General features: G+C 40.1%; 13 protein-coding genes. 10 read left to right on the forward strand and 3 right to left on the reverse strand.

The window, feature by feature from the left end:
- Positions 1 to 10 precede the first annotated feature (10 nt).
- From rplT to AN395_RS06435, 7 genes are all read left to right on the forward strand, one after another.
- Positions 11 to 373, forward strand: coding sequence for a 50S ribosomal protein L20 (rplT, locus tag AN395_RS06405; protein ID WP_004587841.1), 363 nt, complete (start codon positions 11 to 13; stop codon positions 371 to 373).
- Between the two features lie 423 nt (positions 374 to 796).
- Positions 797 to 2,614 (forward strand): M14 family metallopeptidase, encoded by a 1,818-nt coding sequence (locus AN395_RS06410; protein ID WP_054982442.1) that lies wholly within the window; start codon positions 797 to 799, stop codon positions 2,612 to 2,614.
- Between the two features lies 1 nt (position 2,615).
- A complete protein-coding gene (locus tag AN395_RS06415; RefSeq protein ID WP_054982443.1) occupies positions 2,616 to 3,257 on the forward strand; it encodes an MBL fold metallo-hydrolase in 642 nt (213 codons plus the stop codon).
- A 90-nt stretch (positions 3,258 to 3,347) separates the two neighbouring features.
- Entirely contained in the window at positions 3,348 to 3,806 is a 459-nt protein-coding gene (locus AN395_RS06420; RefSeq protein WP_002960703.1) for an Lrp/AsnC family transcriptional regulator, read from the forward strand.
- A gap of 129 nt (positions 3,807 to 3,935) precedes the next feature.
- A complete protein-coding gene (locus AN395_RS06425) occupies positions 3,936 to 5,492 on the forward strand; it encodes a SulP family inorganic anion transporter (RefSeq protein ID WP_054982444.1) in 1,557 nt (518 codons plus the stop codon).
- A gap of 229 nt (positions 5,493 to 5,721) precedes the next feature.
- On the forward strand, positions 5,722 to 6,795 hold the full coding sequence (locus AN395_RS06430) for a sensor histidine kinase (RefSeq protein ID WP_024034075.1): 1,074 nt from the start codon (positions 5,722 to 5,724) through the stop codon (positions 6,793 to 6,795).
- Positions 6,792 to 7,616, forward strand: a complete 825-nt coding sequence (locus AN395_RS06435; protein WP_024034076.1) for a LytTR family DNA-binding domain-containing protein — start codon at positions 6,792 to 6,794, stop codon at positions 7,614 to 7,616. Before AN395_RS06430 ends, AN395_RS06435 begins: the two co-directional genes overlap by 4 nt.
- Before the next feature lie 62 nt (positions 7,617 to 7,678).
- Here the strand turns inward: AN395_RS06435 and pyk are convergent, their stop codons facing one another.
- Entirely contained in the window at positions 7,679 to 9,115 is a 1,437-nt protein-coding gene (gene pyk, locus AN395_RS06440) for a pyruvate kinase (protein ID WP_004587847.1), read from the reverse strand.
- Between the two features lie 384 nt (positions 9,116 to 9,499).
- Between pyk and gndA the strand changes: the two genes are divergently transcribed.
- A complete protein-coding gene (gene gndA, locus AN395_RS06445) occupies positions 9,500 to 10,873 on the forward strand; it encodes an NADP-dependent phosphogluconate dehydrogenase (protein ID WP_024034078.1) in 1,374 nt (457 codons plus the stop codon).
- A gap of 66 nt (positions 10,874 to 10,939) precedes the next feature.
- Here the strand turns inward: gndA and ansA are convergent, their stop codons facing one another.
- Positions 10,940 to 11,950 (reverse strand): asparaginase, encoded by a 1,011-nt coding sequence (gene ansA, locus AN395_RS06450; RefSeq protein ID WP_024034079.1) that lies wholly within the window; start codon positions 11,948 to 11,950, stop codon positions 10,940 to 10,942.
- An 82-nt stretch (positions 11,951 to 12,032) separates the two neighbouring features.
- Positions 12,033 to 13,898: a signal peptide peptidase SppA gene (sppA, locus tag AN395_RS06455; protein ID WP_054982445.1), complete on the reverse strand. Its 1,866-nt coding sequence runs from the start codon at positions 13,896 to 13,898 to the stop codon at positions 12,033 to 12,035.
- Positions 13,899 to 14,117: 219 nt separating this feature from the next.
- On the opposite strand from sppA, the gene AN395_RS06460 reads away from it, so the two are divergent.
- Together AN395_RS06460 and AN395_RS06465 are read left to right on the forward strand one after the other, a co-directional pair.
- Positions 14,118 to 16,079: an FAD-dependent oxidoreductase gene (locus AN395_RS06460; RefSeq protein WP_054982446.1), complete on the forward strand. Its 1,962-nt coding sequence runs from the start codon at positions 14,118 to 14,120 to the stop codon at positions 16,077 to 16,079.
- Between the two features lie 90 nt (positions 16,080 to 16,169).
- Complete coding sequence (locus tag AN395_RS06465) at positions 16,170 to 16,853, forward strand: DoxX family protein (protein ID WP_054982447.1); 684 nt, start codon at positions 16,170 to 16,172, stop codon at positions 16,851 to 16,853.
- Positions 16,854 to 16,962: the final 109 nt, after the last annotated feature.

A 16,962-nucleotide genomic window follows, 5' to 3' on the forward strand; every position in this document is an offset into this window, starting at 1 on the left:
GTTTTTAGAAATGGCAAGAGTTAAACGCGGCGTTGTCGCACGTGCACGTCACAAAAAAGTTTTAAAGCAAGCTAAAGGTTACTACGGAGCACGTTCACGTGTTTACCGCGTAGCTTTCCAGGCAGTTACTAAAGCGGGTCAATACGCTTACCGTGACCGTCGTGCTAAGAAACGTACTTTCCGTCAATTATGGATTGCACGTATCAATGCAGCTTCACGTCAAAATGGTCTGTCTTACAGCCGTTTTATCAATGGTCTTAAAAAGACTTCTGTAGAAATCGATCGTAAGATCCTTGCAGATATCGCTGTTTACGACCAAGTTGCATTTGCAGCGCTTGTTGAAAAAGCAAAAGAAGGTCTAGCGGCAGCTTAAGCTTTTTTAAATAAGTAATAAAGAGGAGCCCTAGGCTCCTTTTTTTGTGCCTGTAATTTAAGACTCGCTTAATAATATCCCCCCGCAATAATACTTTATAATTTTGTGGGGCTAAATGTGTCGTTATCTGCGTTAAAAAACTCTCATTAAGAACTACTAAATAGCGAAGTTTTCCTTAGCTATTAACACGTTTATCCATTCTCAAAATAGATCACTTAATTAAGCGGATTGGTATAAACAACGAATTTTTTAGCAAGCTATTGACACTTTTCCCCAGCCTTAAAATTAACTACTTTAATAATCACTTTATTGAGTCCATGGGTATAAACGGGCTTTCTTTTTTGTTGAATCACCGCACTTTTATAATATCGCTATGTTTACTTGGTATAATTTATTTTATTAAAGCGTTTGTTAGAGAAAACTATGTTTGCAAGCCTGTTATTTTTATCTGCAATTGTGGCAGATAACAGTCATTTACCGCCTCTTATTCCTTGGCAAGGTGATAGCGTTTCGTTATTACAGCAGCAAGGCCCGTTAACCACTGATTTTGAGTTATCTCAGGGCAAAGCCTCGCCAAACTATGCCGATACTATGGCGTTTGTAGATAGGCTTGTAGCGGCAAATCCCACGCAGTTTCAGTCTCAAATAATAGGCTACAGTAATAGTAATCGCGCAATTAAAATGGTGGTTGCCAGTGAACAAGGTTTTTTTGAAGCAGGGCAAATGGCCAACAGCACTAAGCCAACCGTTTTTATCCAAGCCGGTATTCATGCAGGTGAGATTGATGGTAAAGACGCCATGTTTATGTTGCTGCGCGATATTGCAACCGGTAAGCGCCGTGATATTTTAAAAAAGGTAAACATACTTTTTATTCCTATTTTAAACGTAGATGGGCATGAACGCAGCAGCGCATTTAATCGCATAAATCAGCGCGGCCCTGAAAAAATGGGCTTTAGAACCAATGCAAATAATCTAAACCTTAATCGCGATTTCACTAAGTTAGATACACCAGAGGTGAGAAGTGTTTTAAAGGTTATTAATGATTACAACCCAAACTTATACATTGATGTGCATGTTACCGATGGCGCCGATTATCAGTACGATGTGACCTATGGTTATAACCCTGTATTTGCAAGCGAATCGCCTGCTATATCTGATGCATTAGATCAGTATATAAAGCCGGTTATTGACGAAACATTACAAAAGCAAGGGCATATACCTGGGCCATTGGTATTTGTTATGGATAAACGCGACTTTAAAAAAGGCCTTGCAGGTTGGGTGGCTACACCGCGTTTTTCAAACGGGTGGGGCGATTTAAAATCATTACCAACAATTTTAGTCGAAAACCATTCTTTAAAACCTTATCAACAACGCGTATTAGGCACCTATGTATTTTTAGATGGGGCAATAAACGCGCTTTCTCAGTACAGTCATGAGCTTTCGAACGCCGTTAAAAAAGAGCAAGAATTTGTACCTGAGAAACTAATTGTTAAACGAGGTTATGCTAAACAAGCAGACACGATTAGTGAGTTTAAAGGGGTAGAATACACATCAAGTGTAAGTGCGCTTTCGGGGCAAACTGAGGTTAAATATTTAGGTAAAGCCTATACCTACACTGACTTACCGATTTATTGGCAAAAAGAGGTTGAACGAGTTGTTGATGTGCCCCAAGCGTTTTTTGTTCCGCCTGTATATAGCGATATAATAGAAAAGCTTAAGTTACATGGGGTGTCAGTAAACAAACTTAAAGGCGCGAATACGCAACCTTTAAAGCTTGCCAAGGTACTTGATTACTCGTTTGACAAAGCCCCATTTGAAGGGCGCTTTAGAGTCTCTGCAAGTTTTGATTATGTACCAGCAATAAATGTAGATTTAGACGGATGGTATCAAGTAAATACGCAGCAAAAAGCAGGGGAGTTAGCGGTTCATTTATTACACCCAGAGGCTCCTGATTCATTTTTTGCGTGGGGTGAGTTTAATACAATTTTTCAACGAACAGAGTACATGGAAAACTACGCGTTAATCCCTTACGCAAGGAAAATGCTTAAAGACAACCCAAAACTTGCTCTCGAATTTGATAAAAAACTTCAAGATAAAGCATTTGCGCAAGATGCCAATGCACGTTTGCACTGGTTATATTCACATACACCGTTTTATGACGAAGCGTATTTGAAATACCCAATTTTAATGTCATATGAGCAAGTAGCCGTTATTCCCGATCAAAAAGATAAAGAAATTTAATATGCACGTTATTACGATACCCGTGACTGATTTTTCTCAAAATTGCAGAATAATTAGCTGTACAGAAACAAAGCAAGCTGTGGTGATAGACCCAGGTGGTGATACACAAAAAATTATAGCCACGCTTAGTGAGCACAAATTAGTACTGAGCGCTATTTGGCTTACACACGGGCATTTAGACCACGTAGGTGCGGCCGATGAATTACGCTCACACTACAATATGCAAATTATTGGCCCGCAAAAAGATGACTCATTTTGGTTTGATAACCTGCCTATGCAAGCACAAATGTTTGGTTTTTCAGCTATTGATGCTTTTTACCCTGACATTTGGCTTAATCATAATGATGTATTAACGCTTGGTAAACTTAGCTTTAGTGTTAAGCATTGCCCCGGGCACACACCGGGTCATATTGTGTTTTATGAGCCTGAACAGCAATGCGTTATTGTTGGCGATGTTATTTTTAAAGGTGCTGTAGGGCGTACAGATTTCCCTAAAGGCAATACAGAGCAGCTCATTGAGTCTATTAAAAGCCATATTTTAACACTTGATGACAACACGCGTATTTTAGCTGGCCATGGTGAAGATACTACTGTAGGCCACGAAAAACGCACTAATCCATTTGTAAGTGGCCAATTTGGTTAATTAAAATCCATGAAAATGCAAAATTATTGCAGACGGAATTTTAAATTGGCTGTATAATTTAACCAGTTTATTAGATAAATAAGAAATAAAATGTCTCTAAATCACGTAGATCGCCAAATTTTGGCACTATTACAACAGGACGCAAGTCTTTCAACTGCTGAAATTGCAGACAAAGTAGGCTTATCTCAATCACCTTGTTGGCGACGCATTGCAAAGCTTGAACAAGATGGCTATATCAAAAGTAAAGTTGCGCTTTTAGATGAGAAAAAGCTTGGTTTTGACATGCTTGTATACGCACATGTGCGCTTATCAAATCATGGCAAGAAAAACTTAGCTGAATTTGAAAAGCTAATTATGAGCTATGACGAAGTGACAGAATGTTACACAATGGCCGGCACCATGGACTTTATGCTGCGTATAATCTCACAAGGTATAGAAGGCTATGAGCACTTTGTACGTGACAATTTACTCAGCTTAGAATACGTTCAAGAGGTACACTCTAACGTAACCATGACATGTGTAAAACGCAGTACATCTCTTCCTCTATAAAATAAACGACACAAAGTTAAGCTATACTAAGAAAGCTAATAACGGTGTGTGCGAATTGTTAAATGAGCGCTAATTTGGTAACATTTAGCGCTTTTTCGATCCTAACCTAATAACCCCCTGAGGAACTCAATGTTTAACTTACTCAGCAAAGCGCCTAGCTCTGCTAAAAACGATATTTTATCTGGCTTAACTGTAGCACTTGCTTTAGTTCCAGAAGCTGTTGCGTTTGCTTTTGTAGCAAATGTCGAACCTTTAGTTGGTCTCTACGCCGCGTTTATCGTTGGTTTAATTACGGCTATTTTTGGTGGCCGCCCTGGTATGATTTCGGGCGCAACCGGTGCATTAGCTGTTGTAATGGTAAGTTTGGTACTTGATCACGGTGTTGAGTATTTATTTGCCACGGTGTTGCTGATGGGAATACTGCAAATACTCGCGGGGATATTTAAGCTCGGTAAGTTTATTCGCATGGTCCCTCACCCAGTTATGCTCGGCTTTGTTAATGGATTAGCGATAGTAATATTTTTAGCGCAACTAGGGCAGTTTAAAGTGCCAGATGGCGCAGGTGGCCAGCAATGGATGACGGGTAACCCGCTTTACATCATGTTAGGTTTAGTTGCATTAACTATGGCTATCATTCACTTTTTACCTAAGCTCACCACTGCAGTGCCTTCTTCTTTAGTGGCTATTGTAACGGTAACCGCGTTACTAATAGGCCTTGATTTAGACTCGCGCACTGTACTTGATTTCCTAAAAGGGATGACAGGTAATGAAGCGGCTACCATTGCTGGCGGCTTACCTGAATTTCACATTCCTATGGTTCCATTTACCCTGGAAACTTTTTATATAATTTTTCCGTATGCATTAATTTTAGCGGCTATTGGTTTAATTGAGTCGTTATTAACGCTTAGCTTGATTGATGAAATTACCGAAACCCGTGGTCACTCAAATAAAGAGTGTATTGGCCAAGGTGCTGCTAATGTAACCTGTGGTTTTTTTGGCGCAATGGGTGGCTGTGCCATGATTGGGCAATCAATGATCAATATTAATTCGGGCGGACGCTCGCGCTTGTCGGGTATAAGTGCTGCACTAATGCTGCTTGCATTTATTATATTTGCTTCAAGTTTAATTGAAATGATCCCACTGGCTGCGCTTGTAGGTGTTATGTTTATGGTTGTACTTGGTACGTTTGAATGGGCAAGCTTTAAAATGATGAAGCGCGTACCACTGTCTGATGCCTTTGTAATTGTATTGGTATCTGGCGTAACCGTAGTAACCGATTTAGCGATTGCCGTGTGTGTGGGTGTTATTGTTTCTGCCTTGGTATTTGCTTGGAATCATGCAAAACATATCTACACAACTAATTACATTGATGAGCAAGGTGCTAAAGTTTACGAGCTTCACGGTCCGTTATTTTTTGGCTCAGTTAAAAACTTTTCTGAGTTATTCGATGTTAAAAACGACCCTAAAGATGTAATTATCGAATTTGAACACAGCCGTGTTGCGGATCACAGTGCCATAGAAGCCATCGACAGCTTAGCTGATAAGTACACTAAAGCAGGTAAACAGCTTCACTTACGTCATTTAAGTAAAGACTGTAAGCAGCTGCTACACAAAGCGCGTGACTTAGTTGAGGTAAACGTAATTGAAGACCCAACTTATAAAGTAGCCTCTGATAAACTTGCTTAGTTTATAAGGTGGCTTTGCCCATACGAGCTGATTGAATCGGCATTTTAAAAGCGAAAGGTTAAAGCCTTTCGCTTTTTTATTGGCTTAACTTTGCGGTAAGGCTCTTAAAAATTAAGACAGTTGGTACTGCTAACACTTTGTAATAATCGATATAATAACCAAACCAGTGGTTAAATTAGCTAACGTAATTTTAACTTATTGGCTAACTTATACGGAGTTGTATTTTATTTTGAATTGGCAATCTTTAGTTGATAACAGGCAACGCTTTTTTTGGCTATTGCAAATTGCAGGCTGGATTGGTTATGCGCTTGTAAATTATATCGGCTCTAAAGTATTTGAAATGCGTGATATTTACGTGTTCGTTATATTATTAAATGCCTATGCGGGCTGTTTAATGACAGTCCCACTTCGTTATATTTACAGAAAAACCTGGAATGCTTCGCCGTGGATATTAATGGTGGTTGTATTTGGTGCCTCGTACATTACAGGTACATTGTGGGCAATTGTACAAAAATTTAATTTATGGGAAATATACCGCCATGGTTATCGCCCAGAAGATTGGTTTTATTATTTACAGCATGGCTTAGACTCTGTTTACATAATTTTATGTTGGAGTGGCTTATACTTTGGCATAAAGTATTACCAGCTATTACAAAGTGAGCGACAAAAAGCGCTTAAAGCAACTACAATGGCCCATGAAGCGCAATTAAAAATGCTCAGATATCAACTTAACCCGCATTTTTTATTTAATACGCTTAATGCTATTTCTACATTAGTTTTGGTAAAAGAAAACAAAGATGCTAACTTAATGGTGGCAAGGTTAAGTGACTTTTTGCGTTATACACTAAATACCGATCCCATTAAAAAAGTGCCTTTAGAGCAAGAGCTACACGCATTAATGCTGTATTTAGAAATAGAGCGGGTTAGATTTGATGAGCGCTTAAAAGTAAATGTAGATGTAAGCGAGCAAGCAAAAGAGGCACTTGTGCCAAGCTTAATTTTGCAACCGATAATTGAGAACGCAATTAAATACGCCATTGCGCATATGTCACAAGGCGGTGTGATAGACATAAAAGCACAGGTTTTTGCCAACGAGCTACTACTTGAAGTAGGTGATAATGGCCCCGGTACCGAACTAATAGACGGACAACTTGTAAATGCACAAGGGGTAGGGGTGGCAAATACCAAAGACAGATTAAAAACGCTCTATGAAAATAATTATTCGTTTGTATTATCACATAATACGCCAAGTGGATTGAAAGTTAATCTGCGAGTACCGTTTGAGAAGGCTGTGAAGAAATGACTAAAATTAAAACCATCATTGTTGATGATGAACCATTAGCAAGAAAGGGCTTAGCAGTAAGACTTGAAGAATATACTGATATAGAAGTAATTAAACTGTGTAGTTCAGGCTCTGATGCAATAGAAGCATGTAAAGAGCACCCAATAGACTTAGTTTTTTTAGATATACAAATGCCAGGAATGAATGGCTTTGAAGTTGCCCGTGCCTTAAGCGAAAGCACTAAAGCGTTACCCGCGATTGTGTTTGTTACTGCATTTGATCAATTTGCAGTAAAGGCATTTGAAATACATGCTTTGGATTACATTTTAAAACCCGTTGACGATAACAGACTAAAACAGGCGGTAGAAAAAGTGCATAGTTACTTAAAAACACAGCAAGACAACGCCCATAAGAAAAAACTAGCGAGTTTTGTTGCCGGTATTACAGGTAATAACTGTGAAGAAATACTTAAAAAATTAGCCACAGGCGATACCCTAACCGACAAACGTTACCCAGAATCACTGGCGGTAAAAGAGCAGGGTGAAATTATTCGTGTCCCGGTTGCGACAATTCAGTGGGTTGATGCCGCCGGCGATTATATGTGTTTACATTGCCAAGATGGGCAAACACATATTTTGCGCAAAACAATGAAAGAGCTTGAGCAAGAGCTCGACCCACATTTGTTTGTGCGCGTTCACCGCAGTGCAATTGTAAATACAAAACAAATAAGCAAGCTGGTTACACAAGTAAGCGGTGAGTATTTATTAGTGCTTGAAAACGGACAAGAGCTTAAAGTAAGCCGAAGCTACCGCGATAAAGTAAAAGCTGCACTAGCCAGCTAGTTTGGTATTTTACAGGCATAAAAAATGCGAGCTAAGCTCGCATTTTTTATATAAGGCAGAAATTACGCAACAGTTACAATTTTCATTGTGTTCGTTGCGCCCACAGTTTCCATAGAGTCACCGTGAGTAATAATTACTGTATCACCAGAGTGTAATGAACCTTGCGCTACAAGGGTATCAAGTGCGGCTTTAACCATTCCGTCTTTTTCAGTTTTTGTAGAATCAAAAAACACAGGGTAAACACCACGATAAAGCGCTGTTTGGCCTAGCGTGCTTGCATGGCGTGAAAGCGAGTAAATAGGTAAACCAGAGCTGATACGCGACATAAGTTTAGCGGTACTACCTGACTCAGTTAAGGTAACAATGGCTTTAACCGAATCTAAGTGATTAGCAGCGTACATAGCTGAAAGCGCGATAGATTCTGCATTGTTAGAAAAACGGCTGTCTAAACGGTGCTTAGATACATGGGTTTCTTTTTGCGATTCTGCACCTAAACAAACACGTGCCATTGTAGCGACCGTTTCTTCAGGGTAATCACCGGCAGCGGTTTCTGCTGAAAGCATAACTGCATCAGTACCATCAAGTACCGCATTTGCCACATCCATAACTTCTGCGCGTGTTGGCATAGGGTTATCGATCATCGATTCCATCATTTGTGTTGCAGTTACAACAGTACGGTTTAATGAACGAGCGCGACGAATAATGAGTTTTTGTTTACCCATTAGCGCAGCATCACCAATTTCGACACCTAAATCGCCACGAGCAACCATTACAGCGTCTGATGCTAAAACAATGTCATCTACGGCTTCTTGTGTTTCTACGGCTTCTGCACGTTCAATTTTTGCAAGTAGTTGTGCTTTAGAACCTGCAGCTTCTGCTAAAGAGCGTACATAACGCATATCATCGCCACTGCGTGGGAACGATACTGCAATGTAATCAACATCTATTTCAGCTGCAGTGATTAAATCTTCTTTGTCTTTTTCTGTAAACGCAGGGGCTGTTAAACCACCGCCTAAACGGTTAATGCCTTTATTATTTGATAATACACCACCTACGGTAACCGAGCAGTGCACTAAGTGACCTTCTACTTGCTCAACGGTTAGTTGAATAAGGCCATCGTTTAATAGTAATAAATCGCCAGGGCTTACATCTTGTGGTAATTCTTTGTAATCAATACCTACCGCGTTTACGTCGCCTTCACCTTTTTCCATTTTTGCATCTAGGGTGAATTTAGCGCCTACTTCAAGGTTTACTTTACCTTCTTTAAACGTTGAAACACGAATTTTAGGACCTTGAAGGTCTGCAAGGATAGCAACATGTTTACCTAATTTTGTGGCTATCTCGCGTACAGCTTGTGCACGGTCTTTATGATCTTGTGCAACACCATGTGAGAAGTTTAAACGTACTACATTAGCGCCAGCGCGAATAATTTTTTCTAGATTGTTATCTCGATCTGTTGCAGGCCCAAGTGTAGCGACTATTTTTGTGCGTCTTAGCATCAAATTCTCCTGTGTGCTTAGATGTGTAAGCAGGTTGACGGTTATTTTGTGACTTCAAAATACTTATAACTTATGTATAAACATTTTTAGTTATAGGCAAACTAGTTAGTATTGCCACTATTTTATACAAAACGAATATGTCATCATTATGACACCGGTGTCAAAATCCGTCAATGATCTTAAATTCAAAATACGCAGAGTATTTGTAACCGCACAGCCCTTATATTTGATACAATTGCAGTGCTTTTTAATAGCGTAATAAAAAAGCATGCTGTATTAGCTCAACGTTCGCATTTTATGACGGTATGAGTATAATGCACGCGGTATTATTTAATGAATTACTTAGTTTACTAACCAAATAGTTGTTACCGAGGAGGACACTAAATGCAAGTTGCATTAGTCGGGTTAGGCGTTATGGGCAAAAATATTGCCTTAAACATGATTGAAAAAGGCATAACGTTAGTCGCATATGATAAAAATCCACATGCGGGTGAAGAGTTATTAAGTTGTGCTAAATCGCAAGGCATGGCCGATAGACTTCATATTGTTTCTGATTTAGGAGACATGGTAAGGCGTTTAGAAGCACCTCGCTCTATTTTATTATTAGTGCCTGCAGGCGAACTGGTTGATGCTGTGTGTAATGAGCTTGTTGAAGCTGGCGTACAATGTAACGATATGATTGTAGATTGTGGTAACAGTAACTACAAAGACGGTATTAATCGTAAACTTAAGTATCAAAACAAATTTGAATTTGCCACCATGGGTATTTCTGGCGGTGCCGAAGGCGCTCGTCATGGTCCTGCAATGATGGCAAGTGGCTCAGAAGGCGGTTGGGAGCGTATCGAACCGTGGTTTGAAAAAGTAGCCGCTAGCTACAATGGCGAGTCGTGTTTTGCACGCGTTGGTCAATCGGCCAGTGGCCATTTTGTAAAAATGGTTCACAACGGCATTGAATACGCAATTATGCAGCTTATTGCTGAAGTGTATCAACTACTTCGTATTGGCACAGGTCGCTCACCAAAAGAAGTGGCTGAAATTTTTGATGACTGGTCTACCGGTCACTTAAATAGCTACTTACTTGCTATTTCTAGCCATATTTTATCTCTTGAAAACACCAAGCAAGAGCCGCTTGTTGATTTAATTGATAATAAAGTAGGCGCAAAAGGCACAGGCCTGTGGACTGCGCAAAATGCACTTGAACTGGGTATTGCTGTTCCTTCACTGGTTGCTGCGGTGCAAGCTCGCCACTTAACCAATGTATGTGACACTACCGCTGCACAAGAAATGACGTATGCCGCTAAAGCTACAAACAAGGTTGATATTGACCTTGAGGAGCTAAAAGATGCCTTTACATTGGCGAGTTTATTAGCGTATCGCCAAGGTTTAGCGTTAATTAAAGGGGCATCTCGTACCCATCAGTGGAAAGTAGACTTGTCTAAAACGCTGCAAACATGGCGTGCAGGTTGTATTATTCGTGCTGACTACCTAGATAGCGTAGCGCAAGGCGTAGAATACATTGATACGCTTGAAAATGAATCTAATGCGCTTCGCAAAGTAACTGGGCAAGCTGTAATGACTGGCTTAGCGTTCCCTGTACTTGCATCAACACAAACGTATTTAGCCACATTAACCACACCAAGTAATGGGCATTTAGTACAAGCTCAGCGTGATTACTTTGGTGAGCATGGTATTAAAACTCACTCAGGTGAAGTGTGCCACTTAACTGATTTAGTGGGTATAGACGCGAAAGTAAGATAATTAACGCGTTTATAAAATAATAAAGGCACGCTATTTAGCGTGCCTTTTGCGTTTTGGTCACTAAATTTAGCGACTTAATTCACCGCGTAAATTGTCTTGCATTAAATGGCGAATCGTTTCAATTTCTAGGTTTTGGCTAAACAAATAATGCAGCTTTGTTAAACACGCCTCTAGCGTCATATCGTAGCCACTTATTACACCAATATTTAATAACGCGTTACCCGTAGCGTAACCGCCCATATTTACATGGCCTTTTAAACACTGCGTTAAATTAACAATAACCATGCCGCGTTTACTTGCCTCACTTAGCACGTCTAAAAAGTCAGGGTCTTGTGGGGCATTACCTACGCCAAAGCTAAGCAATACCAGTGCTTTTATATTGTCATTCACCAAACTTTTAACCACGTCTTTACTAATGCCTGGGTATAAATAAAGTACACCAATTGGTTGAGGTGTAATGGTGGTTACCTGTAGTTCGTTTTCTACATAAGGACTTAGCTGACCTTTAATTAGCTGAATATTAATTCCAGATAACGCTAAAGGCTCTAGGTTAGGAGACGCAAAAGCATTAAAACCATCGGCATGTGCTTTCGTGGCTCGATTACCTCTAAATAATTGGTTATTAAAAAATAAGCTCACTTCAGCAATAGGGTAATTAGCCGCTAAAAACATGGCGTTTAATAAGTTAACTTGGCCGTCAGAGCGTAATTGCGATAAAGGAATTTGTGAGCCAGTAACAATAACGGGTTTAGTTAAGTTTTCGAACATGAACGACAGGGCCGAGGCCGTGTAAGCCATTGTATCGGTGCCATGAAGTACCACAAAACCATCGTAATCGTGGTATTTGCTTTTAATGTCATCAGCTATTAGTTGCCAATGCGCTGGCGACATATCTGATGAATCGATTAAAGGGCAGTACTCGTGAATATCAAAAAGGGGCATTTCTTCACGGTTAAATTCTGCGTTATTGACCACTGTTTCTGTTAAAAAACCTTCAGCCGGAATGTAGCCACGGCTCGATTTTTTCATACCTATGGTACCGCCAGTGTATGCGATATAAATGCGTTTACGTTTCATAAAAAAAGCCCAGTAAAAAAACTGGGCTTAGTATAACGTTAAGTTGTTTTAAATACAGCTGCTTGAGTAAATACCTGCACTTTTATTGTGCAACGCTACACTCTAAACAACGTGCGTATACACCTTGCGGATCGTTATAATCTTTCAGATCAGCTACTTCACTACTTAGGCGCTTTATCACCGTATTAATATTAGCTTGAGTGGCTAAAACAGAGGCTGTATCTGTATTTAAGCCAAGCATAGATTTAACGGATGCACTGCCAAAAATATCTTGCAGCATTTTTTCTTGTGGGCTTAGGTCTTGCTTAATTGTTTTCACTTCGTAGTGATTAAGTTTTGCAAGCGCCGCTGCGGCATCAATTGCATCTTGTTTATCGCCAAGCTTATCAACTAGGCCAAGCTCTTGTGCTTGTGAAGCAATCCACACACGCCCTTGTGCAATTTTATCAACTTGCTCTGGTGTCATATTGCGAGCATCAGCAACCACATCTATAAAGCGGCTATAAGCTTCTTCAACACTCATTTGAATAACTTGCGCCATTTTTTCATTAAGCGGGCGAGTAATAGAAAATCCAGCCATTTCTGACGTTGCAACACCATCTGAGTACACACCAATTTCAGATAAAGTATCTTCAAAAGTCATAAATGTACCAAACACACCAATAGAGCCGGTGATAGTACTTGGTGCTGCCCAAATTTCGTTAGCTGCTGAGGCAATCCAATAACCGCCAGATGCGGCAACGGAGCTCATTGATGCGATTACTGGTTTGCCTGCGGCTTTAAGTGCTAATACTTCAGCGCGAATAACCTCAGAGGCAAACATGCTGCCGCCACCTGAATCAATACGTAAAACAACCGCTTTTACTTTATCATCAAGGCGTGCTTTGCGAAGTAGTGCTGCGGTAGAATCGCCGCCAATTTCACCTGCTTTGCGCTCACCATCAACAATCGTACCTTTAGCAACAACTACGGCAACTTTTTCTGTAATTGGGTTATCAAATTCGATAGGGGGCTTAACTAAGCTTAAGTATTCACGAAAAGACACTTGCTTAAATGTTTTACCGTCTTCTTGTGCGCCAACTAAATCAATGAGTTGTTGGCGAATTTGCTGAGTTGTTTTAAGCGAGTCGACCCATTGATGGTCAAGTGCATATTTACCTGCATCGCCATTTGCCGCCTTCATTTTAGCAAGGTAAGCATCCATGGTTTCGTCAAAGTTAGATTCATCAAAAGGGCGAACCGCAGCAACATCTTGCTTATATTCGCTCCATAATGCACCAAGCCAAACGCGGTTTGCTTCTTTAGCAGCCTCAGACATATCGTTACGAATAAACGGCTCTACCGCCGACTTAAACGTACCGACACGGAAAATATGCTGCGTTACTTTAAGTTTTTCTAGTGCTTCTTTAAAGTAAAGTGGATACATTCCATAGCCTTCAATGGCTACCGAACCATAAGGATGCATTGCAATTTCATCGGCATGCGAAGCAATATAATATTGCGATTGAGTGTAATAGTAGCCCGATGCAATCACTTTTTTACCCGCTTGCTTAAAGGCATCTAACGATTTAGTAATACGCTTTAGCTTATTTAGGTGGGCTTTCGGCATTTCTTGCAAATCTAGTAAGATAACGCTGATGCGCTCGTCATTAGTGGCTTCATCAATCACTTTGACTACATCATCAAGTAAAATTTCACTAGGTGCTTCTGAATTAGACGTAGCATCGTTAATGGCTGCTTCGACAGGGTCTATATATGTTTTTTCTTCCACAATAGGCCCATTAAGATTAAGCCTAAGTACAGAGCCATCTTCTATTATTATTGTATCGTCATCGCTTGATAGCGACATAAAAAATACAACAACCAGTAATAAAAACAAAATGTTGAGTATTAAACGACGAGAAAAGTTTATTCCAGCCCAAATACCTCTAAATACCTTTGCTATCAAAATAGCTCCTTAATTTGGTACAGCTAATACATTAGTTCCATCTTAGCCTAGAATAAAAATAATTTTAACTGCTAAATCGTAACGAAGTGTTTATGAGGTAACATAAATATACGTTTTTAATAGTATTTTTAATTAAATGCAGGCACATATTGCTTATTACTTGCCATTAAAGCAGAATTAGCTAATGTATACAGGTTAGACCAGTTAACGGGGCACAGGATGTTAGAACAACAATTACAATTAAAACACACACAATTACGAAACCGCTTGGTAATGGGCTCAATGCATACAGGCCTTGAAGAGGGCTGGCACAACCGCAAAAGGTTAAGCGCTTTTTACGAGGCGCGTGCTAAAGGCGGCACGGCCATGATCATTACCGGGGGCTACAGCCCTAACTTGCGCGGTAAATTAACGCCTATTTCTTCATCATTTAACAGCTATTATGATGTATTTAAACACCGTGCATACACAGGCGCCGTTCATAAACATGGCGGAAAAATATGTTTGCAGCTTTTACATGCTGGTCGATACGCTTATCATCCGTTTAACCAGGCCCCGAGCGCTATTCAAGCGCCTATAAATCCATACAAACCTAAACAAATGTCGTTAGGCTCGATTAAAAAAACCATTAAAGACTTTGCGCACTCTGCCTATATGGCAGAAAAAGCAGGTTACGATGGTGTTGAAGTAATGGGCTCTGAAGGTTACTTAATTAATGAATTTATGGCGCCACATACCAATAAGCGCGATGACGAATTTGGTGGCAGCCTAGAAAATAGAATGCGATTAGCGCTTGAAATAGTTAAAGCCGTAAGGGCTAAAGTATCTGATACGTTTTTAATTATTTTTAGATTATCTGTTATGGACCTAATCCCGAATGGCTCAACCTCTGATGAAGTCACTATTCAGGCAAAAGCACTTGAGCAGGCCGGTGTTGATATTTTTAATACTGGCATTGGGTGGCATGAAGCACGCGTGCCAACAATCGCCAGTATGGTGCCTCCTGGAGCATTTAAAGAAGCTTCAAAACGATTAAAGTCAGTGGTGAATGTACCTGTTATAGCTGTAAACCGTATTAATACGCCGGATATAGCCAACCAAATCCTTAACGATAATGAAGCCGATTTAATTTCAATGGCGCGCCCTTTATTGGCCGATCCGGAGTTTTTTAACAAATATCAAAATCAGCAAACTAAACAAATAAATATTTGTATCGGCTGTAACCAAGGCTGTTTAGACCACGTTTTTAAAAATAAACGTGCAACCTGTTTAGTTAATCCACAAGCCGCCTTTGAACTTGATTACCCGTTAGATAAAGCTGCTAAAGCTAAAAATGTATTAGTTGTTGGCGCGGGCCCTGCTGGGCTTTCGGCAAGTTGTTATTTGGCTGAAAAAGGGCATACAGTAACGCTTATCGATCAAAAAACACAAATGGGTGGCCAATTTAATCTAGCTATGCAAATTCCAGGTAAAGAAGACTTTAATCATACGCTTAGCTACTTTACTAATGAACTTGAAAGGCTCAACGTAAATGTAGAGCTTGGTAAAGCCTACGATGATGCAATGTTACAAAAATACGATGACATCGTATTTGCCACAGGTGTACGCCCGCGTGAAGCTGCAATTGAATGCGCAGACTCTAAGCGTGTATTTGCTTATGATGAAGTTATACGCGGTGAGGTCGAACTGGGCAAATCAATAGCCATTTTAGGTGCCGGCGGTATTGGCTTTGATATGGTTGCTTTTTTAAGTGAGCATAAATCGCAATCTATTCCTGAGTTTAAAAAGCAGTGGGGTATTGAGTGCGAGGCAGAGCCGCACAAAGATGAGCGAGAATTATACATGCTAAAACGCAGTGCAGGGCGCTTTGGTAGCGGGCTTGGAAAAACCACAGGCTGGATACATCGTCAAGTTGCTAAGCAACATGGTGTTAAACAAATTGCTGATTGCCAGTACCACAGTTTTGATAAAAATGGCCTTACAGTTACTGTTGCCGGAGAAAAACAAGTACTGCCGGTTGATACGGTTATTGCGTGTATAGGGCAGGTTTCTAATAATGAAGTGCTTGAGCAACACCGGGAAAATGCAAAGGTACATGTTATTGGTGGTGCTAAATTAGCAGCAGCAATTGATGCAAAGCGTGCAATTTTTGAAGCGCTTCAAGTGGCCAGAGCCATTTAACAGTGTTAATAAAATGAAATAATTTACAGTGCCCTCAGGTCTTGTGTGTATAGAGTCCATAACTTAAAACACTGACAAAGCAGGCCACACATGAGTAAATTATTTCGTTTGTATAATAAAATCATGGGTAATCTATCGTATGCCGACGGATTACCTGCGTTACTTTTTCGCTTAATTTTAGCCCCCGTAATGATTATTGCGGGCTTTAATAAATTAGCCCTAAGTGGAGAAACCGACGGCTTTTTTAGCTATTTTCTTGCTGATGCAAGCGTTGTGCAATGGTTTGGCAATAGTGAATGGGGTTTAGGTTTACCATTTCCAGACTTACTTGCCTTTTTAGCAGGCTGGAGTGAATTTTTAGGTGGGTGGTTTTTACTCTTTGGGCTATTTACCCGCTTAGTAAGCATTCCGCTGATGTTTACAATGGTGGTGGCAGCAACAACTGTGCATTGGCATAATGGTTGGTTTGCTATAGCGCCATCAAACCCTACAACCAGTTCAGCTCAAGTACTTGATTGGTTATCAATTCCAGGGGCTAAAGAAAGCCTAGAAAACTCACTAGAAGTACAAGAACGTATAGGTAAAATTAGGGGCATAGTTGAAGAGCACGGATTTACTGATTACTTATATGAAAAAGGTAAACCTTCCATAATAAATAACGGTATTGAATTTTCTGCTATTTATTTTGCCATGTTACTTAGCTTGTTTTTTGTAGGTGGCGGTCGCTATGTTAGTGTTGATTATTGGTTAAGGCGTGCAGTAGTAAAAGAGTAGCAAACAAATTGGTTTAAAAAGGGCGTATAAATATTTTTTATACGCCCTTTTTGTTTGTAACGTGTGTTAAACGCATAGCGCCTCTCTCGGATTTATACAGTGGTATATG

Origin of the sequence: Pseudoalteromonas sp. P1-30 (genome assembly GCF_001400005.1) — a bacterium.
GTDB classification, from domain to species: Bacteria; Pseudomonadota; Gammaproteobacteria; order Enterobacterales; family Alteromonadaceae; genus Pseudoalteromonas; species Pseudoalteromonas atlantica.

What these genes read in the sequence shown, in the direction of transcription:
- AN395_RS06420 (WP_002960703.1), top strand. Translation starts at nt 3,348, where the DNA reads ATGTCTCTAAATCACGTAGATCGCCAAATTTTGGCACTATTACAACAG.
- rplT (WP_004587841.1), top strand. Translation starts at nt 11, where the DNA reads ATGGCAAGAGTTAAACGCGGCGTTGTCGCACGTGCACGTCACAAAAAA.
- ansA (WP_024034079.1), bottom strand. Translation starts at nt 11,950, where the DNA reads ATGAAACGTAAACGCATTTATATCGCATACACTGGCGGTACCATAGGT.
- AN395_RS06425 (WP_054982444.1), top strand. Translation starts at nt 3,936, where the DNA reads ATGTTTAACTTACTCAGCAAAGCGCCTAGCTCTGCTAAAAACGATATT.
- AN395_RS06460 (WP_054982446.1), top strand. Translation starts at nt 14,118, where the DNA reads ATGTTAGAACAACAATTACAATTAAAACACACACAATTACGAAACCGC.
- pyk (WP_004587847.1), bottom strand. Translation starts at nt 9,115, where the DNA reads ATGCTAAGACGCACAAAAATAGTCGCTACACTTGGGCCTGCAACAGAT.
- gndA (WP_024034078.1), top strand. Translation starts at nt 9,500, where the DNA reads ATGCAAGTTGCATTAGTCGGGTTAGGCGTTATGGGCAAAAATATTGCC.
- AN395_RS06410 (WP_054982442.1), top strand. Translation starts at nt 797, where the DNA reads ATGTTTGCAAGCCTGTTATTTTTATCTGCAATTGTGGCAGATAACAGT.
- AN395_RS06435 (WP_024034076.1), top strand. Translation starts at nt 6,792, where the DNA reads ATGACTAAAATTAAAACCATCATTGTTGATGATGAACCATTAGCAAGA.
- AN395_RS06465 (WP_054982447.1), top strand. Translation starts at nt 16,170, where the DNA reads ATGAGTAAATTATTTCGTTTGTATAATAAAATCATGGGTAATCTATCG.
- AN395_RS06415 (WP_054982443.1), top strand. Translation starts at nt 2,616, where the DNA reads ATGCACGTTATTACGATACCCGTGACTGATTTTTCTCAAAATTGCAGA.